This window comes from Rahnella sp. 1L-D-7-B-C2, from assembly GCF_057290995.1.
Genome location: NZ_JBXAVQ010000017.1, coordinates 1 through 26,902, shown reverse-complemented (window position 1 = coordinate 26,902; position 26,902 = coordinate 1). Strand labels below are relative to the sequence as shown.

The window sequence follows — 26,902 nt, the reverse complement described above, 5'->3', positions numbered from 1 at the left end:
ACTAAATAAAAACCGCCTGATTTCTCCTGGCGGTTTTTTTATTTCGGGAACGGCGTTAATTACCAGGCGCTGGCGTCATTTAGCGTCTGAATATCCGCCTCATCGAGTTTCAGCGTCGCGGCCTGCGCCAGCTCATTGAGCTGTTGCAAAGAGGTCGCGCTGACAATCGGAGAGGTAATGCTCGGGCGCGCAATCTGCCATGCTAACGCCACCTGCCCCGGCAGCACGCCGTGCTTCTCAGCTACCTGGTCCAGCCCTTTAAGCACTTTTAAACCCCGATCGTCGAGGTAGCGCTCAATCACGCTTTCGCCACGCTTACTTTTGCTGGCATCACCTTTGGTGCGGTATTTCCCGGTCAGGAAGCCGCTGGCCAACCCGTAGAAGTTGATCACACCGACACCGTGTTCCGTGACGACTTTTTCCAGCGCTTCTTCATACACTTTGCGGTCATACAGGTTGTACAGCGGTTGTAGCGTTTCGTAACGCGCCAGTCCGTTGTCCTTGCTGACTTTCAGCGCTTCAGCCAGACGCGGTGCGCTGTAGTTAGAAGCACCGATGGCCCGTACTTTACCTTCTTTGATTAACGCATCGAACGCTGCCAGCGATTCCGCCAGCGGTGTATCAGCATCGTCGTCATGGGACTGATAGAGATCGATATAGTCCGTTTGCAGACGTTTCAACGATGCTTCAACCGCCTCTTTGATATAGCGCGGCGACAGGCCGACTTTGCCTTCGCCCATAGGTTTACCGACTTTGGTCGCCAGAACTATCTGGTCGCGCTTACCCGTTTTCTTCAACCAGTTGCCGATAATCGTTTCAGATTCGCCGCCGTGATTACCATCGACCCAGCGGGAATAGACGTCGGCGGTATCGATAAAGTTCAGGTTATTATCCAGCAAGGCATCGAGCAGGCTGAAAGAGGCGGGCTGATCGACTGTCCAGCCAAATACGTTGCCACCAAAAGTCAGCAACGGTACCTGAATACCTGAACGGCCTAATTCTCTTTTACTCATCACACTCTCCCTATAACGGTCAGTTTAAACTTGCTTCGCGTGCAAACGGTTTGTGATTCAAGGTTAACCTTAGCATTTTGATATAAAATGAGTGGCTTACCGTCCGACCTTTTTGTCATAAGTCATTTCAAAAATGTTGAGAAGATTGAGAAGGACTCTCCTTATTTCCTCCATTTTCTGCCGGAGCATTCTGGCTACACTGTGGGTCTGGCCTGTTGACGGTTGCCGTCACCAGGCCGCGACAATGATTGTACTGATGCGATAACCCGATGAAATCTGAAAATACTGAGACTGTACCGCCCTCCGAGCCGCTGCCGCCTTCTGTGCGCTGGCAATTGTGGATCGTCGCGTTTGGCTTTTTTATGCAGGCGCTGGATACCACCATCGTCAACACTGCGCTGCCGTCGATGGCCCTAAGCCTCGGCGAAAACCCTCTGCACATGCATTCGGTGGTGGTCGCTTATGTTTTGACAGTCGCGGTGATGCTGCCCGCCAGCGGCTGGCTGGCGGATAAAGTTGGTGTCAAATGGGTGTTCTTCTCGGCCATCGTGCTGTTCACCCTGGGTTCGCTGCTCTGCGCACAATCTGACAGCCTGCGCGAGCTGGTGATGTCCCGCGTGGTACAAGGGATTGGCGGCGCGATGATGGTGCCGGTCGGGCGGCTGACGGTGCTGAAAATCGTGCCGCGCAGTGAATATATGGCGGCGATGACCATGGTGACATTACCCGGTCAGGTCGGCCCGCTGCTTGGCCCGGCACTCGGGGGTTTTCTGGTGCAGTACGCCAGCTGGCACTGGATATTTTTGATCAACCTGCCGGTCGGCATTGCCGGTTGTATCGCCACATTGATGATCATGCCCAATTACAAAATGCAGACACGCCGCTTTGATATCAGCGGGTTTGTGATGCTGGCGGTATGTATGGCGACCCTGACGCTGGCGCTCGACGGCAGCCGTGGCCTCGGGCTGACGCCGCTGGAATTACTGCTGCTGGTAGTGGTTGGATTTGGCGCGCTCGGTATCTACTGGATGCACGCACGCGGTAATTTGTCCGCCCTGTTTTCACTGCGTCTGTTTCACACCACGACGTTCAAAATCGGCCTGACCGGCAGTTTTCTGGGTCGCATTGGCAGCGGTATGTTGCCGTTTATGACGCCGGTCTTTCTGCAACTCGGCATGGGCTTCACACCCTTTCACGCCGGGCTGATGATGATCCCGATGGTGCTCGGTAGCATGGGAATGAAGCGCGTGGTAGTCCGGCTGGTCAATCAGCTCGGCTACCGTTCTGCGCTGGTAACCGCCACGCTGTTGCTGGCGCTGATTACGCTTATCTTCCCGCTGGTGGCGATTTACGGCGCGGTGTGGATGATCCCAATTGTGCTGTTCTTCCAGGGGATGGTGAATTCACTGCGTTTCTCGTCGATGAATACCCTGACGCTGAAAGACTTGCCGCCGCGCCTTGCCAGCAGCGGCAACAGTTTGTTGTCGATGATCATGCAGCTGTCGATGAGTCTGGGCGTCAGCGTCGCGGGTATCCTCATCGGCGTTTTCGCACATCAGCAGGTAGACGTCGGCAGCGGCGCAATGCATACCGCGTTTCTCTACTGCTATATGTCGATGGCGGTGATTATCGCCCTGCCGGCCTGGGTCTTTTCCCGCGTGCCGGCGGATGCCCAGAAAAATGCCCTTATTGACCGTCGTCGCGCGGCGGCCAGCTCTCCCGATCCAATGAGAAAATCATGAAACCAGGAATTACCGCCAAACTGTTCATGGCCATCTTCTGCACCTGTGCGCTGGTGTTAATCACCATGAACTGGGGCGTGCGGATGAGCTTCGAGCGCGGCTTTATTGATTACATCCGCCAGAGTAACGAACAGCGCGTCGAACTGCTGGCCGACACCTTGCAGGAACAATATAAACAGCACGGTAGCTGGGAGTTTTTAGAAACTAACGACCGGCTGATCTATCAGCTGATGCGCTCATTTGAACAAAACAGCAGTCCGAGAATGCCACCACAGGGATGGCGAACAAAATTCTGGATCCTCGACAGTCACGATCGGCGGATCGGCGGATACGATCAGCCGGTTCCGCCTGATTTGCAGAGACCGCGCCGCGTGATGACTGTCAACGGCGTAGTGATTGGTTCGGTGATTTCGACCCCGGCTGAACGCCTGACGCGCGACGCAGACATCAACTTCGAGCGTCAGCAAAGCCGCACCAGCTGGATGATTGTCGCCTTTACAGCACTTCTGGCCGCCGCCGTCACCTGGCTGTTATCGCGCGGTATGCTCGCGCCGGTTAAACGGCTGGTCAACGGCACCCATCAGCTGGCCGCCGGGGATTTCAGCACCCGTGTGGAGGTCGACAGTGAAGATGAGCTGGGAAAACTGGCGCAGGATTTCAACCAGCTGGCAATGACGCTGGAAAAGAACGAACAGATGCGTCGGGCGTTTATGGCCGACATCTCCCATGAGCTGCGCACCCCGCTGGCAGTGCTGCGTGGTGAACTGGAAGCGATGCAGGACGGCGTGCGAAAAATGACGCTCGGCTCGCTGGAATCATTGCAGTCGGAAGTATCGATTCTCACCAAGCTGGTGGATGATTTACACCAGCTTTCCCTTTCTGATGCCGGAGCGCTGGCGTACCGCAAAGTCGATACCGACGTCGTGCATCTGGTGCAGCTGGCGAAAGCCGGTTCGCGGGATCGTTTTCACAGCAAGCAGTTAACGCTGATCAGCAAACTGCCGGAAAGCGCGGAGGTGTTCGGTGATCCGCAACGCCTTTCGCAGCTTTTCAATAATCTGATGGAAAACAGCCTGCGCTATACTGATCCCAACGGCGGGCTGGAAATTCTGGGCGAAATTCGTGATAAATCGCTGATTCTGACTTTCCAGGACACTGCACCAGGTATCAGCGATGAACAACTGATCCGCATTTTCGAACGTTTTTATCGCACCGAAGGCTCGCGCAACCGCGCCAGTGGCGGCTCCGGTTTAGGTCTGGCGATTTGTCAGAATATCGTCGAAGCACATGGCGGGCAGATAAGCGCCAGCCACTCTCCCGCAGGCGGCGTGCGTATCACGGTCGTCCTGCCGCTTTCTGTTCCACATGGACCGAGAAACTGATGAACGATTTAGTAGCATCCGGCCGCGCGCCGTTAAAAATCTTGATTGTGGAAGATGAGCCGAAACTGGCTCAGTTGCTGATCGATTATCTCGACGCGGCGGGTTATGTCACCCAGTGGCTGCCTGACGGCCACGACGTGATAACTCAGGTCAAAACCAGCCCGCCGGCGATGATCTTGCTGGATCTGATGCTGCCGGGCAGCAGCGGACTGTCGATCTGTCGTGACATCCGCCAGTTTTCCGACGTGCCGATCATGATGGTTACGGCGAAAACCGAAGAAATTGATCGCCTGCTGGGGCTCGAAATCGGGGCGGATGATTACATTTGCAAACCGTACAGCCCGCGTGAAGTCGTGGCACGCGTCAAAGTTATCTTGCGCCGCTGCGTGCGTCCGGACGAAAACATCACCAAAAGCCACGGCCTGCATATCGATGAAGCGCGCTTTCAGGCATCTTTTCAGGGGCATGAACTGGAGCTGACGCCAGCAGAATTCCGCCTGCTGAAAACCCTGTCGGTAAAACCTGGCTATGTGTTTACCCGTGAAGTGCTGCTCAATAATCTCTACGATGATTACCGCGTAGTCACTGACCGCACCATCGACAGCCATATCAAAAATCTGCGCCGCAAGCTGGAGTCGCTGGACGGCGAGAAAGCCTTTATCCGCGCGGTCTACGGCGTCGGTTATCGGTGGGAGGCGGAGCCCTGCCACCTCGCCTGACGCGCAAAGCCGTTCTTTCCAGGCCGACAGTTCAGTTTTGTAAAGTTGCTGAAAGTCTGTCGGCCAGTTCACATTTCATGCCTTAACTTCCTCTTATCGCCGCGAAAGATTCTCCTTTAACTACACTTAGCTGTGGAAAATAACCCCCTTGCTGGAGATAACCTTTATGGCGACTGGTCACTATGATCTGAAAAAAGCGAAGAATGGACAGTTTCACTTTAACCTGAAGGCCGGGAACGGAGAGATTATTCTCACCAGTGAAATGTATGCCAGTAAAGCCTCGGCAGAAAATGGCATTACGTCTGTGCAAAACAACGCGCCACATGAAGAACAATACGAGATAAAACCGTCAAAAGACGGGCAATTTTATTTTGTGCTGAAAGCCAAAAATCATCAGGTGATTGGCGTCAGTGAAATGTACACCACTGAAAGCGCGGCCAGAAAAGGCGTACAGTCAGTGGTGAAAAACGGGGCGACAGCCGACATCCGCGATTCAACCCAACAACCCGCCTGATGCCTTTTACTGAGGTTGTCGCATTTCCTGCGGCACCCTCAGAAGCCAAAAATTGATCTGACCCCGTAAAACCCCAAATACCCACACTAACCGGCTGCTTTTGATCAACTCAGACGTTACAATTCTGGCCTTTCGTCGCCCCGCATCCGGGACGGCCCTGACTTGTGATCAGACTGAGATTGACTATGTTGACCCCCGACGCTTTTGTTCCTGAACTGCTCTCCCCAGCCGGTTCCCTGAAAAACATGCGCTATGCTTTCGCCTACGGCGCAGACGCCGTGTACGCCGGACAACCCCGCTACAGCCTGCGCGTGCGTAACAACGAATTTAACCACCAGAATCTGGAAATCGGCATCAACGAGGCTCATGCTCTGGGTAAAAAATTCTACGTGGTTGTCAATATCGCGCCGCACAACGCCAAGCTGAAAACCTTCCTGCGCGACCTGCAACCGGTTATCGACATGGGGCCGGACGCACTGATCATGTCCGATCCGGGTCTTATTATGATGGTGCGCGAAGCGTTCCCGCAGATGGATATTCATCTGTCGGTACAGGCCAACGCGGTGAACTGGGCTACAGTGAAATTCTGGAAACAAATGGGGCTGACTCGCGTGATTTTATCGCGTGAACTGTCACTCGAAGAAATCGCCGAAATCCGCTCACAGGTGCCGGATATGGAGCTGGAAATCTTCGTTCACGGCGCGCTGTGCATGGCCTATTCCGGCCGCTGCCTGCTTTCCGGTTACATCAATAAACGGGATCCGAATCAGGGCACCTGCACTAATGCCTGCCGCTGGGAATACAAAGTTCAGGAAGGTAAAGAGAACGATATCGGCAGTATTGTGCATCAGCACGAGCCGATCCCGGTGCAACAGGTGGAAGCTGTGGAACCCACTCTGGGCATCGGTCAGCCGACGGACAAAGTGTTCATGCTGGAAGAAGCGCTGCGTCCGGGCGAATACATGAGTGCGTTCGAAGATGAACATGGCACCTACATCATGAATTCCAAAGATTTGCGCGCTATCCAGCACGTCGAGAGCCTGACCAAAATGGGCGTCCATTCGCTGAAAATCGAAGGCCGTACCAAATCCTTCTACTACTGCGCCCGCACCGCGCAGGTGTATCGCCGCGCTATCGACGACGCCGTGGCCGGTAAACCTTTCGATCCAACACTACTGACCACGCTGGAAGGCCTGGCGCATCGCGGTTATACCGAAGGTTTTCTGCGCCGCCATACGCACGATGCTCAGCAGACATATGAGTACGGTTTCTCAGTCAGCGACCGTCAGCAGTTCGTCGGGGAATTTACCGGTAACCGCGTGGATGGCTGGGCAGAGATCGACGTCAAAAATAAATTCAGCGTCGGTGATAGCGTGGAAATGATGACACCACAGGGTAATATTCAGTTCACCCTAGAAGCGCTGCGTAACAAGAAAGGCCAGCCAACGGACGTCGCACCGGGTAACGGACACATTGTTTACGCCGCGTTGCCTGACGACATCAGCCTCGAGTTCGCCATTCTGTTGCGCAATCTGCAAGAAACTGACACACGCAATCCGCACGCGAAATAAGGCTTTTGTTGAAAACAAGAAACTGATCACATCTATTTCTTGCGTGGCTGGATAATATGCATTCGCAATTTACTTAGAATGCAAAATAAAGCACAGGACTACACTAGGAACCACCTCCTTGGCCGGCTCAATCTCCCTTGAGCTGGCTTTTCTTTTTGAATTCAATCCTTTCAACATGCCTCTTTGGCTGAAAAAGTTATTCTTCTCTTCCAACATATAAATCAAAATAATACATTTCTGGAAAATAATATCCCTGTAATATATTTAACAGGCACTCTTCTATTCATGGAGGATTTTCGATCATTTATCTGATAGCCAAGCATCCGTTTAATCATTTATGGTAATGATGTTTAGAGAAAAGGAGCATACATGACCACAGCACTGCTGATTTTGAATGGAAAAGGCGCAGGCAATGAGGAACTTCGCGTGGCGGTCGGTGCGCTGCGAAAAGAAGGTGTGGAACTGACAGTCCGCGTCACCTGGGAATATGGCGATGCTGCACGCTACGTCGCCGAGGCGGTAGAGCGCGGTTGTGACACCGTCATAGCCGGAGGCGGCGATGGCACCATCAATGAAATCGCCGGAGCATTGGCACAGCTTGAAGAACCGCGCCCGGCTCTGGGTATTGTCCCGCTGGGGACGGCGAATGATTTTGCGACCGCCTGTAATATTCCGCTGGCCCCTGAACAGGCGTTGCTGCTGGCGATAAAAGGCCGGGCAGAAGCCATCGATCTTGCCCGGGTGAATGATAAGCACTATTTCATCAATATGGCGACCGGTGGATTTGGTACGCGTATCACCACCGAAACGCCGGAAAAGCTGAAAGCGGCACTCGGTGGCGTCTCCTATTTTATCCACGGACTGCTACGTCTTGATACGCTGAAGGCTGACCGCTGTGAAATCAAAGGTCCGGATTTCAGCTGGGAAGGCGACGCGTTGGTTATTGGCATCGGTAACGGTCGTCAGGCCGGTGGCGGCCAACAAATCTGCCCGGAAGCGCTGATCAACGACGGGCTGTTGCAGCTACGTCTGCTGACCTCCGAAGAGCTGCTGCCTTCGTTCCTGCGCAGCCTGCTCAATAACGAAGAAAACAAAAATATCGTCTCCGCCCATCTCCCCTGGCTGGAGATCACCGCGCCGCATGACATGACCTTCAACCTCGATGGCGAACCGCTGACCGGTAAGCACTTTCGCATTGAAGTTCAGGCCGATATCATTCAGTGCCGCCTACCGCCGCATTGTGAACTACTGGGGTAAACTCCTTGCCAGTTGAAACAGCCCGCAAACTTTGCGGGCTTTGTCATTTTGAGAGGTGTGTTCCCGAGACTGGCGTCATGTAATGCAATAAAAAACTATTTTGGAAGGCGTCATCCTGAGTAAGAAATTGGCAATTTCAGAGGTTAAAAGGTGGTGATATAAAAACAACACCTATTGAAAGCAAGCTGCCATCTTATGGAATATCATCAGGTTATTAACATTTGCCATCTTTCTGATATTAGTTTTTACGATGTCCGCTTCACACTGCCACTTGAAGAGATAAAAATTTTTCGAATCCTGTTCCTGCATTTTTCAAGTGCTGCTGAAGATAGTTTTCAGATAATGGCAAAAATCATCAAACAGTCTTGTGAAGATGTTCATGGGCATATCATCACTTTTTATGATACCGCATGGGATGAAATACCGTCTGATGAGCGTAATGGCAGGACGGTTTTCGATAAGTTGTTTCCTCAAAAAATTTTGTCGCGTGTGAACTATTTAAGATTTTTTAGTGGGTTAACGGATGCAATTGAGAAATTCATCAGGGATAGAAAACCTGAAATAATTTATTTCAACGCCTTCACTACATCACATCAAAAAGCGTATGATCGACTTTTGCTTAGTTCAAAAAGCGAGCTGATTAAGTCGACTCACACAAATGGAAGAGGCCACTATGTTATTACAACGAAATACCACAAGACGCCCGACACAAAAGGACTTTGACCGAAACCGTGAAGAGAAACTAAAAACGCTTGAGATTTGCTTCAGGCTTATCGAAAAACACCAAAAACGTGACTGATCTGCACTCAGCCTCCAAACCGGAGGCTTTTTTTGTGAGAGATGCTGAGGTTCATACCTCGCTCCTCTGACCGCATGGCCTTTGTTTCCCCATCGCCTTTATTCACTTCCCTTCAGATAACTTTCGCGCAACAAAGTGTGATCCCCTCCGGCAAAAACTAATAAACATACTTGTATGGTAGTTGTCATGTGGCGTATTTATAGCCAAAGGAAATGCATCCAACTTTACTGCAGAAGGTCGTAACCGATGAAAATCGTGAATGCTGAAGTCTTTGTTACTTGCCCGGGGCGCAACTTTGTTACGTTGAAAATCACCACCGACAGCGGCCTTACTGGCATTGGTGATGCCACGCTCAATGGCCGCGAGCTGCCGGTGGCGTCATATCTGAAAGACCATGTTTGCCCGCAGCTTATCGGGCGTGATGCACACCAGATCGAAGACATCTGGCAGTTCTTCTACAAAGGGGCTTACTGGCGTCGCGGGCCGGTCACTATGTCGGCGATTTCGGCGGTGGACACGGCGCTGTGGGACATCAAAGCCAAAGCTGCCAATATGCCGCTGTATCAGCTGCTCGGCGGCGCATCTCGTACCGGCGTGATGGTTTACTGCCACACTACCGGCCATTCAGTGGATGAAGTACTGGATGATTACACCAAACACAAAGAGCTCGGCTTCAAAGCGATCCGCGCACAGTGCGGCGTGCCAGGCATGAAAACGACTTACGGGATGTCGAAAGGCAAGGGATTGGCCTACGAACCTGCGACCAAAGGTAACTGGCCGGAAGAGCAACTGTGGTCGACCGAAAAATACCTCGATTTCACGCCTAAACTGTTTGAAGCCGTACGTAACAAATTCGGTTTTGAGGAACATCTTCTTCACGATATGCATCACCGCCTGACGCCTATCGAAGCCGCACGCTTTGGTAAGAGCATCGAAGACTATCGTCTGTTCTGGATGGAGGATCCGACCCCGGCGGAGAACCAGGAATGCTTCCGTTTAATCCGCCAGCACACCGTGACGCCGATTGCGGTCGGTGAAGTCTTCAACAGCATCTGGGATTGTAAACAGCTTATCGAAGAACAGCTTATCGACTATATCCGTACCACCATCACCCACGCGGGCGGCATTACCGGTATGCGCCGGATCGCCGATTTTGCCTCTCTGTATCAGGTTCGCACCGGTTCGCACGGCCCGTCAGATCTCTCGCCGGTGTGCATGGCCGCTGCGCTGCATTTCGATCTGTGGGTGCCAAACTTTGGCGTGCAGGAATACATGGGGTATTCCGAGCAGATGCTGGAAGTGTTCCCGCATAACTGGACGTTTGATAACGGCTATATGCATCCGGGCGACAAACCGGGGCTGGGCATTGAGTTCGACGAAAAACTGGCAGCGAAATATCCGTATGAACCGGCGTATTTGCCGGTGGCCCGTCTGGAAGACGGTACTCTGTGGAACTGGTAAGGGAGCGAAAAATGAACAGCGTCGTTATACAAGAACCGGGAAAACTGGTGATCGAGCAACGTGCCTTGCCGGTACCTGCCGCCGGTGAGGTACGAGTTCGGGTCAGTCACGCAGGGATCTGCGGCTCGGATGTGCACATTTATCACGGTCACAATCCGTTCGCGAAATATCCGCGTGTAATAGGCCATGAGTTTTTCGGCCATATCGACAGCGTCGGAGAAGGCGTTGACGCATCGCGCATTGGCGAGCGCGTCGTTATCGATCCGGTGGTCAGCTGCGGACATTGTTATCCCTGCTCCATCGGGCGCCCCAACGTTTGTACCGAATTGCAGGTGATCGGTGTGCATCGCGACGGCGGCTTTAGTGATTACGCCTGCGCACCGGCTAAAAATGCGTATGTCGTGCCCGCGGCGATCCCTGACAAACTCGCCAGCATGGTCGAACCCTTTACCATTGCGGCCAATATCACGGCATTTTTAAAACCAACACCGCAGGATACCGCGCTGGTGTACGGCGCTGGCCCGATGGGGCTGACGGTGATTCAGGTACTGAAAGGCGTGTACGGTGTGCAAAAAGTGATTGTCACCGACCGCATCGAAGAACGGTTACAGATGGCACAGGAAAGCGGTGCCGACTGGACTATCAATAATACCGAACGCAGCGTGGCTGATGTGCTTGCCGCAGAAGGTGTGCGACCGACGCTGATTGTCGATGCAGCCTGCCATCCGGCGATTTTGCAGGAGGCGATTTTGCTGGCATCACCGGCAGCGCGTATCGGGATGATGGGCTTCTCCGGCGAACCGAGCGCATTCACGCAGCAAAGTATTACCAGCAAAGAAATCTCGTTGTTCTCATCGCGTCTGAACAGCCACCGCTTCCCTCAGGTGATTGAATGGATGGAACAAGGAAGAATTGCACCGGAAAAACTGGTGACGCACTGGATGCCCGCCAGCGAAGTGGAAGCCGCTTTGACGCTGTTTGAAAAGGATCAGCGTGCCTGCTGCAAAGTGTTACTGACGTTCTGATGTGATCGAAAATTTATAAGATTTGGAAATTCAGGAAGGATGCCCGCCATCCTTCCTGCCACTGAGTACCTGAGATTCAACCTACAAATAACGCAACACTATTAAAACGACACCAAGTGGAGCACTTACCTATGTTCAAGAATCTGCGCTGGATTATCGTATTCCTGCTGTTTATGGTGTACATGATCAATTACCTCGACCGCGTCGCGCTGTCGATTACTGTCCCGATGATAGAAAAAGAACTGACCATTAATCCCGAACAGTTCGGCCTGATATTTGGTAGTTTCTTCTTTGGTTATGCGATATTTAACTTCCTCGGCGGTTTAGCGGTGGATAAATTCGGCCCGACGATTGTTATGGGTTTAGCTGTCGGGCTGTGGTCCGTATTTTGTGGAATGACCGCCATCGCCACCGGTTTTTATTCCATGCTTATTTTGCGGGTATTATTCGGCATGGCCGAAGGACCCATATGCGCGTCGGCAAATAAGATGATTAACGGCTGGTTCCCGAAGAAACAGGCGGCCACCGCGATGGGGTTACTCAGCGCCGGTTCACCGCTCGGCGGCGCGGTAGCAGGGCCGATCGTCGGGTATCTGGCGATCTCCTTCGGCTGGCGTCCGGCATTCATGGTCATCGCGTCTATCGGCATTGTGTGGATGGCTATTTGGTTCTTTACGGTGGCAGATAATCCGCTGAAAAGTAAACGCGTCTCCCCAGAGGAAATGCGTCTGGTCGATGCCATGAAAAATGAGCATTTAAGTGCAGAGGAAGATCTGGCACAGGCAGCACACGGTCTGGGTTATTATTTAAAACAGCCGATCATTCTGGTCACCGCCTTTGCGTTCTTCAGCTATAACTATATTTTATTCTTCTTCCTGAGCTGGTTCCCGGCATATTTAGTGCAGGCGCACGGATTAAATATTAAAGAAATGAGTTTAACCACCGTCATTCCGTGGATTGTCGGCTTCGTTGGTCTGGCATTAGGTGGTTATATTTCGGATAAAATTTTCAATATCACCGGCCGTTTACTGCTTTCGCGTAAAATTATACTGGTTGTCAGCCTGTTAGCGGCAGCCGTTTGCGTGGCGCTCGCCGGTATCGTCACCAGCGTAGTGCCCGCTGTAGTGCTAATGTCAGTTTCTATTTTCTTCCTGTATACCACCGGTGCAATTTACTGGGCGATTATTCAAGATGTGGTGCATAAATCCCGCGTCGGCGGCACCAGCGGATTTATTCATCTGGTCGGCAGCGTGTCCGGGATCATCGGGCCGATCGTCACTGGCTTCATCGTGCAGAATACAGGCCGTTTCGACAGCGCCTTTATGCTCGCAGGCGGCGTCGCCGCGCTGGGTGCCATTCTGGTGTTCTTTGTGATTAAACCCCCAAAGCAATCAGTCGAACCAAAACTCTCTCATAGCTAAAATCCAAATATTAATATGAAAAACCCGGCCAACTGCGCCGGGTTTTCTTTTATCACGAACGGATATTATTTCTATGCTTCATCAATCCATACCCGCATCTCCCCTTCCCCACGGTTTGCCCAGGTAAAGTACGGCACAAAGGTCATGGTTTGCGCGACGGTCTCTTCAACTGATGGATTGAAGCGGTAGAGCGGCTGCTCACCGGCCTGAGCCGATACACGCCGTTGTCCCTGCGTTTGCAGCAGCGTTTTACCGGCGAAAAGTCCGCTTCCGGCGATCAACCGGAACTGCGCATCGTATGGCAACCGGACGTTGTGCAGTTCGCTGCCGTTATCCGCCTGTTCGAGGCAATAAACCAGCGGACCGCGCTGGATTGCCACTTTTCCGGCAACATGGCGCAGCAACGCATTCCCCTTCACACGCATCACCGGCATCGGTAATGTCATTTCAATGCGATCGCCCTGCTGCCATTGCTGCGTAAGACGCAAATATCCGCGCCGGGTCAGACCGGCCAGCTCCAGCGGCTTGCCGTTCAGCATCACCTGCGGGCTGGCACACCAGTCTGGTAAACGCAGCGCCAGCGTGGCCTCAAGCTTCTCATCGGTGCTGACGTCAATCAGCACCTGTTCGGTCCACGGATAGCCGCCGGACTGTTTGAGACGCAGCGGTTTGCCCCCTACCGTCGCTTCCACATCGCTGCCGATATAAAGATTGATGTCCACGCCGTCAGGCCGTTGGGTGTAAATATAATGGCCGAGTGACGCCAGCAGACGTGCGATATTCGGCGGACAACAGGCACAACCAAACCAGCGCTGACGCACCGTTTTAACGTGATCGTAAATATGGTTGAACGGGATACTTTTCGGATGCACTTCCAGCGGATTAACGTAGAAGAAATGTTTTCCGTCGAGCGCCATACCGGCCAGGACGGTGTTGTAAAGCGCGCGCTCCATGACGTCGCTGTAACGGCTGTCGGCCTCGAGTTGCAACATGCGGTTGGCAAACATCATCAGGCCAATTGAGGCACAGGTTTCGGTATAAGCGGTGTCATTGGGTAAATCGTAATCTGATGAAAACGCTTCGCCACTGCTTTGCGAGCCAATCGAACCGGTAATGTACATCTGCCGCTGAGTCATGTTTTCCCACAGCCGCTGGCAGACTTCACGTTTTTCCTGATCCTGACTCAGCCTTGCCAGATGCGCGACGCCGGCGTACAGATACACAAATCGCACCGCGTGGCCGATAGCCGTGGTCTGCAACGCTATCGGCAAATGCGCCTGGCTGTAGGCTTTGTCTTTCACCATCCACGCCGGACCGTATGTATTCCAGTGTGACGTTTTACCGCGTTTTTCATATTCACTATCGTAGAAATGCGGCTCTGCACCACGCTGTTCGACGAAGTAACGCGTCAGTTCCAGATAACGGGCTTCGCCGGTCGCTTCATATAAACGCATCAGCGCCAGTTCGATTTGCGGATGACCGGGATAACCGTGCAACTGCTGTTGGCCTGGGCCAAATACCTGCGCGATATGGTCCGCCAGCTTGCAAACGATCTCCAGCAAACGGGCTTTTCCGGTGGCCTGAGCGTAAGCCACGCCGGCTTCGATCAAATGTCCGGCGCAGTAAAGCTCGTGGCACTCTGCCAGATTCGTCCAACGTTGCTGCGGTTCTTTGACAGTGAAATAGGTATTGAGATAACCATCAGGTTGCTGCACCGCGCCGACCAGCTCAATGACCGCATCAGCCGTTTTTTCCAGTTCAGCATCCGGCGTTTTAGCCAGCAAATACCCGACCGCCTCCAGCCATTTAGCGACATCGCTGTCCTGAAATACCATGCCATAGAACTCCCCCTCGCTCTGCCCGGCAGCAATTCTGAAATTCTCAATCGCATGGCTCGGCTCGGCGTCTGCCACGTCGTCGTTCAGTGCTTTCCATTGATAAGGCACCACCACATCCCTCACCAGACGCTGATATTCCAGCCAGAACGCATCGGAAATATTCACTTTTTGCAAAGGGACTTCTAAAGATTCAACCGGAGAAAATGACATACAACCTCCTTAAATAATGACCGTCGTTAAATTTTTGCCGCCAGATCGTGCGACATCCGCGTTAGCAGTGTGTTATCGAGCTTGCAGAACATCAGCGTTCCCGCCAGCAGGAGATGCATTGCCGCAGGCAGCAGTGTTTCAAGCAACGTGATGCCGCCGAGCGACGCCGGGGTCTGGTGTTCAGCACCCGCCTGATAAGAAACCCAAATGAATACCAGGCTGATGATCCCTGCACTTGACGCCCAGGCCAGCTTGATGAAGAACAGATTGAAGGCGAAGTTCATGCCCGAGGAACGGATACCATTTTTCCAGTGCCCGTAGTCGTCTGCGAACGCCATGATGGAAAAGTGCAACGGCAGCGTAAATCCGAGGATCACGCAATGCACAAAGATGACACACAGCCACAGCGTCTGGAATTGCTCTCCCACCGGCACAAACCACAGCAGCAGAGAAAATACCGCCAGCACCAGATTGGTGAGCAAATAGAGACGGACGCTGTCGATAAATTTGGTCAGCTGATTGACGATGACCGCCCCCAGAATCGACGCCAGCGTCACCATGCCGAAGAACATGGAGGCGTATCCGGCTCCGCCTTTGAGCACGTAAGTGATGAAATACATATAGCCGCCGCCGCGCAGATTGAACACATTGATCAGCAGAAAGGACATCAGCAATACCAGCAGCAGCTGATCGTTTTTCAGCATTCCGCGTATATGTTCACGAATGCTGAACTGGCCGAGCAACGCCAGCGGCAGACGTTCGCGTACGGTAAAGAAGCACCAGAGGAACATCACTACGGCGATGGCACACAGCAAGCCGACGCCTTGCTGATAGCCGAGCACCGCATCGCCTTTGCCGAAAATCTGCACCAGCCACGGCAGCCCGACGGATACCATAAAGCCCGCCACGCCGCATAGAACAAAGCGCCATGACTGGCAGGAAATGACCTCACGATGATCGGTGGTCATGGTGTTTATCAGCGCGCAATACGGCACATTGATCGCGGTGTAAGACACCGAGAGCAAAAAATACGTAAAGAAGGCATAGGCAATTTTGGCATCACCGCTTAAACCTGGCACGGTAAACGTCAGAAAACCAACCACGCCAATCGGCAGCGCGATCCACAGTTGCCACGGGCGAAAACGGCCCCAACGGCTTTGCGTACGGTCGGCCAGGATACCCATCAGCGGATCGGAAATCGCATCGATAACGCGCAGGGAAATAAATAATGTACCGACAATCGCCGGCGTCAGGCCGAATACATCGGTATAGAAGAAGGTCAGGAAACTGGTGATCAGGCAGGTAATGATCGTGCCACCGGCATCCCCTAATCCATAACCTATTTTCTCACTGACAGAAAGTTTGGCGTTCGCAGAAATTATTTTCTCTGCTTTCTCTCCCGGTATTGAACCGGTATTAATAGAATCTGTTGGCATTATATTTCCTCGCTTTTATATGGGTATCAATAAGCCGTCAGGAATGCAGGGATATCAGGCCGGGTGTAATATCAGCCTTTTTTATAGGGTGCGTATTTAATCTGGCACGGGAAAAAGATGCCAACAAGAGGAGGATAAAGTAGTTAAACGGGACAATTCCGACTCATGCATAGAATATGTGAGGCAGATCAAAACGTCTTCCGGCAGGACTGGTACCCGCTGCGCGCTGTGCTATTGTCACGCTTTATTCGCTGCTGGCAAGACGGCTAAATGACTGATGTACTCTCTTTTCCTGTGAATTATCCGGTTAATGTGCAGAACGGCGGACTCTTTATCTCGCGAGGAATTGGCACACATCCGACACGCAGACTTAACTCGTATGAATTGATGTATGTCGTACGCGGCAGCCTGTCATTGCAGGAAAAGAATACGCGTTTTGATCTGCGTGAAGGGGAAAGTTTACTGTTATTTCCCGGCAGGGAACATAAAGGGTTAACGACGTTTGATCCTGAATTAAAATTTTACTGGTTACACTTCGATATTGAGAGCAATCGCACGTTAATAGATTCTCGGCAAAATAATCCCTCTTTACAGCTGAATATTCCACAGCATTGTAAAGTCAGGGATCGTGAAACACTCTTAACGCTATTCAGACTATTTTTATATGAGCAGGAAAGAGGTGGCAATTCGCTGGAGTTGTATCTGATTTTGCTGTTGCAGGAAGTTGCGCGCGCCTGGCCGGAAAATGTGGAACCCGGCGGGCCCGGCGTCGCGCTGGCCTACAAGGCGCGGCAACTCATCACTACCCAGTTTCATCTGCCGCTGGGGGCTTCTGAGCTGGCGGAAAGGCTGCATTGTAATGCCGATTATCTCGGACGCGTGTTTCGTCTGACGTTCCAGATGACCCTGACAGATGCGCTGCATAAACACCGCGTCGCCGCCGCCGAGAAACTGCTGCTGGCCAATACCGGGAACGTCGCTGATGTCGCGCGGCTGACCGGTTTTAACGACGCAGCGTATTTTCGTCGGGTGTTTCGCAAACTGCTGGGCATTACCCCGGCAGCCTATAAAAAACTTTACTGCCGTGAGCATATCAATTCGGATTAGTTTCTATGATATATCCCAAATTTCTGTCACAACCTTGCGCTAACAATCTCAAAACCCTGAGAAAACTCATGGTAGTATTGTGAACTCCCGACTTTGAAGACAACTTTTGCCCATGACAGACGCCTTTGAATTTCTCAGTAATGTGCCGGTGAATCAGCAGATTTACCGCACCTTGCGTCAGGACATCGTCACCTGTGCCATTGCGCCGGGAGCGTTCCTGTCGGAGAAAGAAATTTCCACACGCTTTAACGTATCGCGCCAGCCGGTTCGCGAAGCCTTTATCAAACTGGCCGAAGCCGGGCTGGTTCAGGTCTTACCGCAGCGCGGTACATATGTGATGAAGATTTCATCCAAGCGCGTCGCCGATGGCCGTTTCATTCGTGAAGCCGTAGAAACCGCCGTCGTTCGTCGTGCTGCTATGGTTGCCACGGATAAAGATCTGGCGCTGCTGGAACACAATCTTGAGCGTCAGCGGCTTGCGGCAAAAAGCCAGCAAACACAGGAATTTTTGTTGCTCGACGATGATTTTCACCGCACGATCGCGCAAATTATCGATTGCCGCCTGGCCTGGGAAACCGTCGAACATATCAAAGCGACGATGGATCGCGTACGTTTCCTGACACTGAGCAAAGTCTCCCCGCCGGAAAATCTTATCGCGCAGCACTACGCCATTTTCGACGCTCTTAAAGCGCATGATCCGGACGCCGCTGAAAATGCCATCCGCATTCATTTGCAGGAAATGATATCTACCATTACCCCGATAGCCGAGCAAAACAGCGACTGGTTTGATGCGGAGTAAAAGGCATTATTCCCAATAAATCTGCTGTCAGACCGTTTTAGGTTAATTTTGCGGGTTAACCCCAAAATTTGTATGACAACTTGAGGTAAGCTGTAAACCACATCGATACCGTGGAAATTTTTATGCCTGCTACTGCCCCCCTGAAGAAAAGCTTTTACAGTGCTGAAGAGTCACTGTCCCTCGCCCAGCTGGATGAAGAAAAAATCAGCCAGATTGCCCGCGATCTCGACGTGGCGGAAAGCGAGAAAGAACATTACCTTACCGGATGGATGGGTCAGAACAGCGTGGTGCTGGTGCGCAATTATCAGGACAAACGCGGTACCGCGAACGGCCTGGTAATGTCTCGCGGTAATCGTTACAAGCTGACCATTCAGGCCATTACTTTTCGTATCCCAAAAATCCTGCTTTGGGTCACTTTTCGCCGCACGCCTCGTACCATGACGGTGGTCGCCTATAACAAGCTGGGCGAACAGGCCAGCGGTCTGCAGCAGTTTATGCACGTGCAGGACCCCGAGCTGAAAGAGCGGCTGGAAAATGACTGGCGCGAGCTGAATGATTATCTTGGGATGGCCTGCTGGCAGATGGACAATAACCGTCCTATGTGGCGACAGCTGCATGAAGAAATCACACCGCAGGCGCTGTGGATGCTGGCAGATTCGCCGTGGTTTAGCGGCAAAAAATTGCAACATGATGGCGATCTGGAAGGTCTGTGGCTGAACGAGCAGTTTATTGGCCGTCGCAGCGGTGAGCATGCTGCACTGGTGCTGTCCTGGAAGGATGAAGAGAATCAGGACATCGCCAGCTATCTTTATGAAAGGATGTCAGCCAATAAAATCCGCGTGATGCTGCGCCCGCGCAAAGACGAAAAATTCTATCCGCTGAATCCGTTCGACGCCCTGCACTTACAACGGGCGCTGGCGATGTTTCCTCAGGCTGAGCAGGCGCTGGGAGAAGCTCAACGCCGCGCCTGATGGATTTCAAACCGCCCTACCACCACCGGTGAAAATGATGCACCGGGCCGATGCCGTGCCCGACTTCAAGAGAGTCGGCCTGCATCAGCGCCTGTTGCAAATACGCTTTGGCTTCGCGCACCGTATCCGCCCAGTTGTTGTGACGCGGGCGCAGTGCTGCCAACGCCGCAGACAATGTACAGCCGGTGCCGTGGGTATGGCGGGTATTGACACGCGGCGCGGTAAAACGCTCACGGGAACCGGCCACAAACAGCCAGTCAGGACTTTCTTCATCGCTCAGATGACCGCCCTTCATCAACACCGCGCCACACCCCATCGCCAGCAAGGTTTCACCCTGCTCACGCATTTCCGCTTCGCTGGTCGCTATCGGACATTCGAGTAACGCTGCGGCTTCAGGCAGGTTTGGCGTGATGATCGAGACCTGCGGGATCAGCAACCGGCGCACTGCATCCACCGCCTCCGGCAATAATAACGGATCGCCACTTTTCGCCAGCATAACGGTATCGAGCACCACAAACGGCGGCTGATAGTGCCGGAGCCGTTCCGCGACCGCTTCCACAATCTGACTGTTTGCCAGCATACCGATTTTCGCGCTGTCGATGCGGACGTCGCTGAGCACTGAATCCAGCTGTGCCGCCACAAATTCGGGTTCGATATTATAAACCGACTGAACGCCGCAGGTGTTTTGCGCCACCAGCGCGGTGATCACGCTGGTGCCGTAGGCCCCGAGCGCCGAGAACGTTTTGAGATCGGCCTGGATCCCGGCACCGCCGCTCGGATCGGTGCCTGCAATGGTCAGCGCATTAATCCGTTTCATGGCTGCGCCTCACCGTTTAACCATTCCCCGTTAATCAGGTACAAATTATCGAGTAACTCTGGCGTGAAGCTGCCCGGCCCTTTCACCGTTGCGCAGGCGCGTTCTCCGGCACAGGACATGACGCGACAAGCTGCTGCGACGTTATCCAGCCGGTCGCCCGGTAAGGTAATGAAAGCAGCCACCACCGCCGACAGCGCACAGCCGGTGCCGACCACGCGGGTCATCATCGGATGGCCGCCCGCGACGGCCCAACAGCGATCGCCGTCGGTCACATAATCTGTCTCACCGGTGACCGCGACAATCGCACCGGTTTCACGCGCCAGTTGCTGCGCGGCGGGCAAGGCAGAAAGAGAGTTGTCACCGCTGTCGACACCACGACCGGACGCACTCAGACCGCTGAGCGCGCGAATTTCCGAGGCGTTACCGCGAATGGCGGCGGGTTGGAGTTTGATGATGTCGAGACAGAATTCAGTTCGCCAGCGCAGGCCGCCCACGGCCACCGGATCCAGCACCCAGGGTTTTCCGGCCTGATTCGCCGCCTCAATAGCCGCCAGCATCGCCTCGGCGTGAGAATGCGTCAGCGTACCGACGTTGACCAGTAAGGCATCAGCAATGGCGCTAAACTGCGCCGCTTCGGCAGGATCAACCACCATCGCCGGAGACGCTCCCAGCGCTAGCAAAACATTGGCAGTAAAAGATTGCACCACGTCGTTGGTCAGGCAGTGGACCAGCGGTGATGAATGGCGGAGTTGTTGCAAAGAACCGGCGGCAATCGCACCGGGAAATACGGAAGGTCGGACGTTCATAAGTCTCCCAACCGGCTTTCAGGAAGGCGGCATCGGGAGAGATACCTGACTTCCCTACGCTGGCATAATCCAGATCAGGTAATACGGGTAAAATCTCAGCCTTTCTTTTGCAAGAGCGGCACCCCGAGTCAAGGGAGCATTATTGGTGCGGACGGCGGGAAGATCAATCAGCATTTGATACCAAAAAGCCCCGTCCATTGACAGGGCTGATGAGATAACCGTGATTTACACCGTCGCCGCCACATCCTCCAGTACGCCGCCTTCACTGCGCGCCTGCCACAGTTTTATCCAGCGCAGGACTGATGCCACCATAATTACTGCGCCGAGCGCGACCATAATGATGGAAATTGTGCCGTTGAACAGATTGAAGCCTTTGGCCAGTGGATTGAAATAGACGTGAGCCACCATCCAGTACGCTGCGTAGTTCACAGTGACGTACAGATACGCCAGCGGTATCAGGCAGGTCAGCATGTAGCGGCGCTTATCCGCCAGACGCAGAATAATGGTCGCGCCGATCATCAGACCGATTGAAGCCATCAGCTGGTTGGAGACGCCAAACAGCGCCCAGACCGAATTGATATCGCCGGAGTTCAGCAGATATCCCCAGAGCAGGCAGGCGACGATGCTGCACGCCACCGCGCCCGGCCACCAGTCGGTACGTTTCAGCGGTGCCCACAGGTCACCGAAGAAATCCTGCAACAAATAGCGTGCCACGCGGGTGCCCGAATCGACCGCCGTCAGGATGAATACCGCCTCGAACATCACCACGAACTGGAAGAAGTAAGAGGACAAATGGCTGAACCACGGAATGCGCGTAAAGATATCGGCCATGCCGACCGCCAGCGTCACGGCACCGCCGGTGCGCCCGCTAAGATCTAGACCGATTTCCTGGCTAAGCGCCGGCAGATTCACCACCTGCATGCCCAGACCGGCAAACACTTCCGGCGCGGAGTTAATGGCAAAATAATCCGCCGGATGCAACGCGGTGGCAGCAATCAGAGCCATCACGCCGACCACACATTCCGCTAACATCGCCCCAAAACCGACCGGCAAAATATCACTCCATTTGTCTATCTGCTTAGGCGTGGTGCCGGAACCGATAAATGCGTGAAAACCTGATATCGCGCCACAGGCGATAGTGATCGAGATAAACGGCCAGACCGGACCGGCCAGCACCGGGCCGCCACCGTGGATAAACTGCGTGATCGCCGGGAACTGAATTTCCGGGTTGATGAACACCACGCCGACGATCAGCGCACCGAACACGCCGATTTTCATGAAGCTGGAGAGATAACCGCGCGGCGTCAGTAACATCCATACCGGCAGAGCGGTGGCGAAGAAGGCGTAGACAGGTAAAACCAGACTGACGGTCGAGGCGCGCAGGCTGAGCCATTCGCCAAACGCCGAGGCCTGTATGTACGGCCCGATCACCACGCAGGCCATAATCGCAATAATACCCACCCACGAAGCGGCTTTCATGCTACCGGTCAGACGCTCCCACAGGCCGACGCAAATCGCCACCGGGATAGTCATAAAGACGGCAAACGTGCCCCACGGGTTACGCTCAAGGGCATGTACCACCACCATCGACAAACCAGCCATGGTAATGGTGATGATAAATAACATCGCCAGCCCGGTACACCAGCCGGCTACCGGCCCGAGTTCGCGCTTAGCCACTTCCGACAGGGATTTACCCCGGTGTTTCATCGAGGCGAACAACACCACGGTGTCGTGTACCGCGCCGCCGACCACGCAACCGATCAGCAGCCATAACATACCGGGCAGATAACCGTACTGCGCCGCCAGCACAGGGCCGACCAGAGGCCCCGCCGCCGCAATTGCCGCAAAGTGGCTGCCAAAGTTCACCCATTTTTTCGTCGGGACATAGTCTTTCCCGTCTTCCAGTAAATGCGACGGCGTGACCTGAGCATCATCGGCTTTCAGCACTTTACGGACAAAAAACACGCCGTAAAACCGGTAGCAGATAGTCAGGATACACAGAGTCGCGATGACAAAAGTCAGTGCGTGTTGCATCTTATTGTTCTCCGGATAAGGAATAATCAGGTGCAACGTAGCAAAGCTCTGTAGAAAGCGCGTCCGCTGTTTAGGTCAGCGGCGGTATAGCGATTTAAGCGGCAAAAACGCAGGGATGAACGGCTGGTTCAAAGCCCGAGTTGAGATTTCAAGGATTTCAGATAACGGCGGCTGACCGGTACGCGCACCTCGTTTTTCATCACCAGCTCCGCCAGCCCGCTGTCGTCAAAACGGATTTCCCGCAGATGGCTTATGTTGATTAAAAACTGCCGGTGGCAACGCAGCAGCTGCGTCCGATTTTCCAGGGTGCGCAGCGTCAGTTCCGTAAAACATTCACTGCCGTCGGCGCGGTTTACGAAGACTCCGCTGACCCGCGAGCTGACAAAAATCACCTCATCGAAGGCAAGCAGATAAATGCGATTCTGGCCGCAGCAGGGGATCAGCGCCAGATCCGGTTCGCCGGCCATCAGCGCAGTAATATTTTGTTCCGGCAGATGCTTGCGCAGACGGCAGAGGGTTTTGTCCAGCCGCGATGCCTGTACCGGCTTTAGCAGATAATCAAACACGTTCTCTTCGAACGCCTGCAAGGCATATTCGTCATAGGCGGTGAGAAAAACAATGTGCGGCATACGCTCAGCGTCAATCATCCCGACCAGCTCCAGCCCGCTGATGCGTGGCATATGGATATCGAGAAAAACCACGTCGGGTTGCAGCCGGTTGATAGCACCCAGCGCTTGCACCGCGTTTTCACACTCGCCGATCACGCTGATATCCGCCGCATCCTGCAGCAGAAAACGCAGATTTTCACGCGCAAGCGGCTCGTCATCAACAATCAATATTTTCAGCATGCTGACTCCTTAACGGCAACCGTAAAATGACGCGGGTAAACTGTTCCGGTTCGCATTCCACATGCAGACCAAATTCATCGCCGTAACGCCCGCGCAGACGGCGATCGACCAGACTCATGCCCAGACCATTTCCGCAAGCCGACGGCGCATACAGCCCGGCGTTATCTTCAACGGTCAGCATCAGACAATCGTCCTGCCCGATGGCGGAAAGACGGATGTGCCCCGCGCCCAGCAGTTGCGACGTCCCGTGCTTGATGGCGTTTTCCACCAGCGGTTGCAGCGTAAAAGCGGGTAAAAACAGCTGTTGCAGCGCGTCGGGAAAATCAAACGTGACGCTCAGCCGGTCGCTGAACCGCGCGCGTTCGATATGCAGATAGGCTTCCACGTGTTCAATTTCGTCGGCCAGTGTCACCACTTCCTGCGGGCGTTTTAGATTTTTGCGAAAAAAAGTCGAAAGATGCTGCACCAGTTCGCCCGCCTGCTGGCTGTCGCGACGGATCACCGCCACCAGAGTATTCAGCGCATTAAACAGAAAGTGAGGATTCACCTGCGCGTGCAGCAGTTTGATTTCCGACTGGATCAGCAGTTGCTTGTGGCGTTCATACTGCCCGGCGAGGATCTGCGCCGACAATAAACTGGCGATCCCCTCGCCCAGCGTCCGGTTGATCGAACTGAACAGCCGGTTGCGGGCTTCGTAAAGTTTGATCGTGCCGATCACTTCCTGATTCTCGCCGCGCAGCGGGATCACCAGCGTCGACCCGAGCTTGCACGACGGGCTTTGCGTGCAGCGATACGGCACCTCATTGCCATCGGCGTAGACCACTTCGTTATGTTCGATAGCGCGGTGAGAATGCTCGGACAAAATCGGCGAGCCTGGCAGATGGTGATCGTCGCCGATCCCGACAAACGCCAGCAGCTTCTCGCGATCGGTGATCGCCACCGCGCCGATATCCAGTTCCTGATAGATGATCTGCGCTACCCGCGCGGTGTTTTCCTGATTAAACCCCTGGCGCAGCACCCCTTCGGTACAGGCCGCAATATTCAGTGCCCGGGCGCTGAACGCCGTGGTGTAGCGCTCAAACATCGCCCGCCGGTCGAGCAGAATGCGCATGAACATCGCCGCGCCAATGGTGTTGGTCACCATCATCGGCGTGGCAATACTTTTTACCAGCCTAAGGGCTTCGTCATAAGGACGTGCGACCATCAAAATGATCGCCATCTGCAATACTTCGGCAAACAGCGTGACGCCTGCAACCGTCAGCGGATTAAACAGCCGGTCAATGCGTCCCCGCCGCATCAGCACCCGGTGAACCATACCGCCGAGCAGCCCTTCCATCACCGTCGAAATCATGCAACTCAGCGCCGTCATTCCGCCCAGCGAATACCGGTGCAACCCACCGGTCAGCCCGACCAGCACCCCGACCACCGGCCCACCGAGTAAACCGCCGAGCACCGCACCGATAGCGCGGGTATTGGCGATAGAGTCCTGAATATGCAGGCCAAAATAGGTGCCCATGATGCAGAACATCGAGAACATGAAATAGCACAACAGTTTGTGCGGCAACCGAACGGTGACGTGCATCAGCGGAATAAACAGCGGAGTTTTACTGAGTAAGTAAGCGATAACTAAATAAACGCACATTTGCTGCAACAGCAACAAAACCAAATTGAACTCATACATAGTCGCTGGCAGTATCATTAAGTGAGACGCGCACTATAGTCGACAATATCCACACAATCTTTGAGGGGGTTCACTCTTTGGTATCACCACTACACATTCGCCCTTACGAAGAAGCCGATCGCCCTTTTTTACGCACGCTGTATCTGGCCGCACGCAAAGACACCTGGACCTGGCTGGAAAATGCTGACTATAAGCTGGAGGATTTCGACCGTGCGGTGATTGGCGAGACGATTCTGGTTGCCGAGCGCGACGGATTTTTGCTGGGGTTTGCCTCGATTTTTACTCAGGAAAACTTCCTGCATAATCTGTTTATCGATCCAAAGTTTCAGGGAACGGGTGCTGGCAGTGCATTGCTACATGCCGCCGAAAAAACTTTTACACGTACCGGTTCGCTGAAATGTTTAGTAAAGAGTAAAAAATCGGTGGGATTCTATTTATCAAAGGGCTGGACCGTTGTCGCCACGGGGGATAGTCCGAAAGGTGAATATTATCTCTTTCATTCATCTGCTAAATAAAACAAGGGTGAGTTATTAGCAACTCATCTCACAAATATCAATATTCTGTTCTTCATCAAATTTTCTTTGTTGTTAAGAGGTTAAATTTCCCAGCAGTGCTATACATACGTTGTCTTCTTTAAACTTTTTGAGGGTACGAATGAAAAAAATAAAACTGCTGCAGGCCGCGCTGATCACCGGTGCCCTGCTTTTAGCGGGGTGTACGAACCACGTTACCCAGGCTGATAAATACTCCGGCTTCCTTGGCGATTATTCCAACCTGAAAGAGACCAAAACTGCGTCAGGCACGCCTGTGCTGCGCTGGATTGATCCTTCTTTTAAAACATCAAACTATTCTTACCTGATGTTTGAACCGATCAAATTCTATCCGGAACCACAACCTACGGCGCAAATCAGTAAAGAAACGCTGCAGGGCGTGCTGGATTACGCCAACAGCCGCCTGAAACCGGCCATGGGCGAGCGTCTGCAACTGACCGATCACGCAGGCCCGCGCACGCTTATCTTTAAAGGCGCGATCACTGGCGTAAATACGTCAGCAGAAGGTCTGCAATTCTATGAGGTGATCCCGGTTGCCCTGGTGATTGCAGGTACCGAAACGGCTACCGGCCACCGTACCCGTGATACCGAAGTGTATTTCGAAGGCGAACTGATCGACGCCAGCACCGGCAAACCGGTCTTCAAAGTTGTGCGTAAGGGCTTCGGTAAACAAGTGTCCAACGACACCCAGAAAGTCACCGCGAACGATCTGAAAGTCGTGGTCGATGGTCTGGCGAACGACACCAAGTCGTTCCAGGCGAACTAAACCTGACGCGTGAGTGAGTATTTTATGAGGCAGCCAGAGGGCTAATGCCGATCGTTTAAGGATCAGTTGACCGATCCAGTGGCTCGTGTAAAAAGGGTTCATGCTCAACATGGACCCTTTTTAAATGGAACTTT

Annotated in this window: 23 protein-coding genes and 1 riboswitch; of the genes, 15 read left to right on the top strand and 8 right to left on the bottom strand. The window is 53.4% G+C overall.

Features of this window, described 5'->3' with window-relative positions; genetic code table 11:
- Positions 1–59: 59 nt before the first annotated feature.
- Positions 60–1,013, bottom strand: a complete 954-nt coding sequence (locus AC0Z7K_RS20075) for an aldo/keto reductase (protein ID WP_485615641.1) — start codon at positions 1,011–1,013, stop codon at positions 60–62.
- Positions 1,014–1,282: 269 nt separating this feature from the next.
- Here AC0Z7K_RS20075 and mdtD point away from each other — a divergent pair, with 269 nt between their 5' ends.
- The 10 genes from mdtD (at position 1,283) to AC0Z7K_RS20025 (ending at position 12,904) form a co-directional block, all read left to right on the top strand.
- Entirely contained in the window at positions 1,283–2,755 is a 1,473-nt protein-coding gene (mdtD, locus tag AC0Z7K_RS20070; RefSeq protein WP_485615640.1) for a multidrug transporter subunit MdtD, read from the top strand.
- Complete coding sequence (gene baeS / locus AC0Z7K_RS20065) at positions 2,752–4,137, top strand: envelope stress sensor histidine kinase BaeS (protein ID WP_485615639.1); 1,386 nt, start codon at positions 2,752–2,754, stop codon at positions 4,135–4,137. The genes mdtD and baeS overlap by 4 nt, the downstream gene beginning before the upstream one ends.
- Positions 4,137–4,856 (top strand): envelope stress response regulator BaeR, encoded by a 720-nt coding sequence (gene baeR, locus AC0Z7K_RS20060; protein ID WP_413529157.1) that lies wholly within the window; start codon positions 4,137–4,139, stop codon positions 4,854–4,856. Before baeS ends, baeR begins: the two co-directional genes overlap by 1 nt.
- A gap of 166 nt (positions 4,857–5,022) precedes the next feature.
- Complete coding sequence (locus tag AC0Z7K_RS20055; RefSeq protein ID WP_485615638.1) at positions 5,023–5,370, top strand: YegP family protein; 348 nt, start codon at positions 5,023–5,025, stop codon at positions 5,368–5,370.
- Positions 5,371–5,555: 185 nt separating this feature from the next.
- Positions 5,556–6,941: a prephenate-dependent tRNA uridine(34) hydroxylase TrhP gene (gene trhP, locus AC0Z7K_RS20050; RefSeq protein ID WP_485615637.1), complete on the top strand. Its 1,386-nt coding sequence runs from the start codon at positions 5,556–5,558 to the stop codon at positions 6,939–6,941.
- Between the two features lie 369 nt (positions 6,942–7,310).
- Positions 7,311–8,198 carry a lipid kinase YegS gene (gene yegS, locus AC0Z7K_RS20045; RefSeq protein ID WP_485615636.1) on the top strand — a complete coding sequence of 296 codons (888 nt, stop codon included), beginning with the start codon at positions 7,311–7,313 and terminating at the stop codon, positions 8,196–8,198.
- 195 nt (positions 8,199–8,393) lie between these two features.
- Positions 8,394–8,921: a hypothetical protein gene (locus AC0Z7K_RS20040; protein ID WP_485615635.1), complete on the top strand. Its 528-nt coding sequence runs from the start codon at positions 8,394–8,396 to the stop codon at positions 8,919–8,921.
- Between the two features lie 322 nt (positions 8,922–9,243).
- On the top strand, positions 9,244–10,458 hold the full coding sequence (rspA, locus tag AC0Z7K_RS20035; RefSeq protein WP_485615634.1) for a starvation-sensing protein RspA: 1,215 nt from the start codon (positions 9,244–9,246) through the stop codon (positions 10,456–10,458).
- A gap of 11 nt (positions 10,459–10,469) precedes the next feature.
- Entirely contained in the window at positions 10,470–11,483 is a 1,014-nt protein-coding gene (locus tag AC0Z7K_RS20030) for a Zn-dependent oxidoreductase (protein WP_413529152.1), read from the top strand.
- A gap of 131 nt (positions 11,484–11,614) precedes the next feature.
- Positions 11,615–12,904 carry an MFS transporter gene (locus tag AC0Z7K_RS20025; RefSeq protein ID WP_485615632.1) on the top strand — a complete coding sequence of 430 codons (1,290 nt, stop codon included), beginning with the start codon at positions 11,615–11,617 and terminating at the stop codon, positions 12,902–12,904.
- A 71-nt stretch (positions 12,905–12,975) separates the two neighbouring features.
- Here the strand turns inward: AC0Z7K_RS20025 and AC0Z7K_RS20020 are convergent, their stop codons facing one another.
- On the bottom strand, positions 12,976–14,952 hold the full coding sequence (locus AC0Z7K_RS20020; protein WP_485615631.1) for a glycoside hydrolase family 127 protein: 1,977 nt from the start codon (positions 14,950–14,952) through the stop codon (positions 12,976–12,978).
- Positions 14,953–14,978: 26 nt separating this feature from the next.
- Positions 14,979–16,388 carry an MFS transporter gene (locus AC0Z7K_RS20015; protein WP_485615630.1) on the bottom strand — a complete coding sequence of 470 codons (1,410 nt, stop codon included), beginning with the start codon at positions 16,386–16,388 and terminating at the stop codon, positions 14,979–14,981.
- Positions 16,389–16,658: 270 nt separating this feature from the next.
- On the opposite strand from AC0Z7K_RS20015, the gene AC0Z7K_RS20010 reads away from it, so the two are divergent.
- From AC0Z7K_RS20010 to AC0Z7K_RS20000, 3 genes are all read left to right on the top strand, one after another.
- Positions 16,659–17,495, top strand: a complete 837-nt coding sequence (locus AC0Z7K_RS20010) for an AraC family transcriptional regulator (RefSeq protein ID WP_485615628.1) — start codon at positions 16,659–16,661, stop codon at positions 17,493–17,495.
- Positions 17,496–17,607: 112 nt separating this feature from the next.
- The gene (locus AC0Z7K_RS20005; protein ID WP_413529147.1) at positions 17,608–18,294 is read left to right on the top strand and encodes a GntR family transcriptional regulator; all 687 of its coding nucleotides are present in this window, start codon (positions 17,608–17,610) and stop codon (positions 18,292–18,294) included.
- 122 nt (positions 18,295–18,416) lie between these two features.
- Positions 18,417–19,265 (top strand): hypothetical protein, encoded by an 849-nt coding sequence (locus AC0Z7K_RS20000; RefSeq protein ID WP_485615627.1) that lies wholly within the window; start codon positions 18,417–18,419, stop codon positions 19,263–19,265.
- Between the two features lie 16 nt (positions 19,266–19,281).
- On the opposite strand, the gene thiD is transcribed toward AC0Z7K_RS20000, so the two are convergent.
- From thiD to AC0Z7K_RS19975, 5 genes are all read right to left on the bottom strand, one after another.
- Complete coding sequence (thiD, locus tag AC0Z7K_RS19995) at positions 19,282–20,082, bottom strand: bifunctional hydroxymethylpyrimidine kinase/phosphomethylpyrimidine kinase (RefSeq protein WP_485615626.1); 801 nt, start codon at positions 20,080–20,082, stop codon at positions 19,282–19,284.
- Complete coding sequence (thiM, locus tag AC0Z7K_RS19990; protein WP_485615625.1) at positions 20,079–20,888, bottom strand: hydroxyethylthiazole kinase; 810 nt, start codon at positions 20,886–20,888, stop codon at positions 20,079–20,081. Before thiM ends, thiD begins: the two co-directional genes overlap by 4 nt.
- A 34-nt stretch (positions 20,889–20,922) precedes the next feature.
- A riboswitch (TPP riboswitch) is annotated at positions 20,923–21,024 on the bottom strand.
- Between the two features lie 89 nt (positions 21,025–21,113).
- Positions 21,114–22,922 (bottom strand): carbon starvation CstA family protein, encoded by a 1,809-nt coding sequence (locus AC0Z7K_RS19985; RefSeq protein ID WP_413529143.1) that lies wholly within the window; start codon positions 22,920–22,922, stop codon positions 21,114–21,116.
- Between the two features lie 128 nt (positions 22,923–23,050).
- Positions 23,051–23,770 carry a two-component system response regulator BtsR gene (gene btsR, locus AC0Z7K_RS19980; protein WP_413529142.1) on the bottom strand — a complete coding sequence of 240 codons (720 nt, stop codon included), beginning with the start codon at positions 23,768–23,770 and terminating at the stop codon, positions 23,051–23,053.
- Positions 23,748–25,451 (bottom strand): LytS/YhcK type 5TM receptor domain-containing protein, encoded by a 1,704-nt coding sequence (locus AC0Z7K_RS19975; RefSeq protein ID WP_485615624.1) that lies wholly within the window; start codon positions 25,449–25,451, stop codon positions 23,748–23,750. Before AC0Z7K_RS19975 ends, btsR begins: the two co-directional genes overlap by 23 nt.
- A 77-nt stretch (positions 25,452–25,528) precedes the next feature.
- On the opposite strand from AC0Z7K_RS19975, the gene AC0Z7K_RS19970 reads away from it, so the two are divergent.
- On the top strand, positions 25,529–25,966 hold the full coding sequence (locus AC0Z7K_RS19970) for a GNAT family N-acetyltransferase (RefSeq protein ID WP_485615623.1): 438 nt from the start codon (positions 25,529–25,531) through the stop codon (positions 25,964–25,966).
- Positions 25,967–26,105: 139 nt separating this feature from the next.
- Positions 26,106–26,768, top strand: a complete 663-nt coding sequence (locus tag AC0Z7K_RS19965) for a DUF3313 domain-containing protein (RefSeq protein ID WP_485615622.1) — start codon at positions 26,106–26,108, stop codon at positions 26,766–26,768.
- Positions 26,769–26,902: the final 134 nt, after the last annotated feature.

Excerpts from the sequence above, each read along its gene's own strand:
- btsR (WP_413529142.1), bottom strand. The coding sequence starts at position 23,770 with ATGCTGAAAATATTGATTGTTGATGACGAGCCGCTTGCGCGTGAAAAT.
- yegS (WP_485615636.1), top strand. The coding sequence starts at position 7,311 with ATGACCACAGCACTGCTGATTTTGAATGGAAAAGGCGCAGGCAATGAG.
- AC0Z7K_RS20030 (WP_413529152.1), top strand. The coding sequence starts at position 10,470 with ATGAACAGCGTCGTTATACAAGAACCGGGAAAACTGGTGATCGAGCAA.
- AC0Z7K_RS20015 (WP_485615630.1), bottom strand. The coding sequence starts at position 16,388 with ATGCCAACAGATTCTATTAATACCGGTTCAATACCGGGAGAGAAAGCA.
- AC0Z7K_RS19985 (WP_413529143.1), bottom strand. The coding sequence starts at position 22,922 with ATGCAACACGCACTGACTTTTGTCATCGCGACTCTGTGTATCCTGACT.
- AC0Z7K_RS20075 (WP_485615641.1), bottom strand. The coding sequence starts at position 1,013 with ATGAGTAAAAGAGAATTAGGCCGTTCAGGTATTCAGGTACCGTTGCTG.
- AC0Z7K_RS20040 (WP_485615635.1), top strand. The coding sequence starts at position 8,394 with ATGGAATATCATCAGGTTATTAACATTTGCCATCTTTCTGATATTAGT.
- AC0Z7K_RS20025 (WP_485615632.1), top strand. The coding sequence starts at position 11,615 with ATGTTCAAGAATCTGCGCTGGATTATCGTATTCCTGCTGTTTATGGTG.
- AC0Z7K_RS20000 (WP_485615627.1), top strand. The coding sequence starts at position 18,417 with ATGCCTGCTACTGCCCCCCTGAAGAAAAGCTTTTACAGTGCTGAAGAG.
- AC0Z7K_RS20005 (WP_413529147.1), top strand. The coding sequence starts at position 17,608 with ATGACAGACGCCTTTGAATTTCTCAGTAATGTGCCGGTGAATCAGCAG.
- AC0Z7K_RS19965 (WP_485615622.1), top strand. The coding sequence starts at position 26,106 with ATGAAAAAAATAAAACTGCTGCAGGCCGCGCTGATCACCGGTGCCCTG.
- rspA (WP_485615634.1), top strand. The coding sequence starts at position 9,244 with ATGAAAATCGTGAATGCTGAAGTCTTTGTTACTTGCCCGGGGCGCAAC.
- trhP (WP_485615637.1), top strand. The coding sequence starts at position 5,556 with ATGTTGACCCCCGACGCTTTTGTTCCTGAACTGCTCTCCCCAGCCGGT.
- AC0Z7K_RS20010 (WP_485615628.1), top strand. The coding sequence starts at position 16,659 with ATGACTGATGTACTCTCTTTTCCTGTGAATTATCCGGTTAATGTGCAG.
- baeR (WP_413529157.1), top strand. The coding sequence starts at position 4,137 with ATGAACGATTTAGTAGCATCCGGCCGCGCGCCGTTAAAAATCTTGATT.
- thiM (WP_485615625.1), bottom strand. The coding sequence starts at position 20,888 with ATGAACGTCCGACCTTCCGTATTTCCCGGTGCGATTGCCGCCGGTTCT.
- AC0Z7K_RS20020 (WP_485615631.1), bottom strand. The coding sequence starts at position 14,952 with ATGTCATTTTCTCCGGTTGAATCTTTAGAAGTCCCTTTGCAAAAAGTG.
- mdtD (WP_485615640.1), top strand. The coding sequence starts at position 1,283 with ATGAAATCTGAAAATACTGAGACTGTACCGCCCTCCGAGCCGCTGCCG.
- AC0Z7K_RS20055 (WP_485615638.1), top strand. The coding sequence starts at position 5,023 with ATGGCGACTGGTCACTATGATCTGAAAAAAGCGAAGAATGGACAGTTT.
- AC0Z7K_RS19975 (WP_485615624.1), bottom strand. The coding sequence starts at position 25,451 with ATGTATGAGTTCAATTTGGTTTTGTTGCTGTTGCAGCAAATGTGCGTT.
- thiD (WP_485615626.1), bottom strand. The coding sequence starts at position 20,082 with ATGAAACGGATTAATGCGCTGACCATTGCAGGCACCGATCCGAGCGGC.
- baeS (WP_485615639.1), top strand. The coding sequence starts at position 2,752 with ATGAAACCAGGAATTACCGCCAAACTGTTCATGGCCATCTTCTGCACC.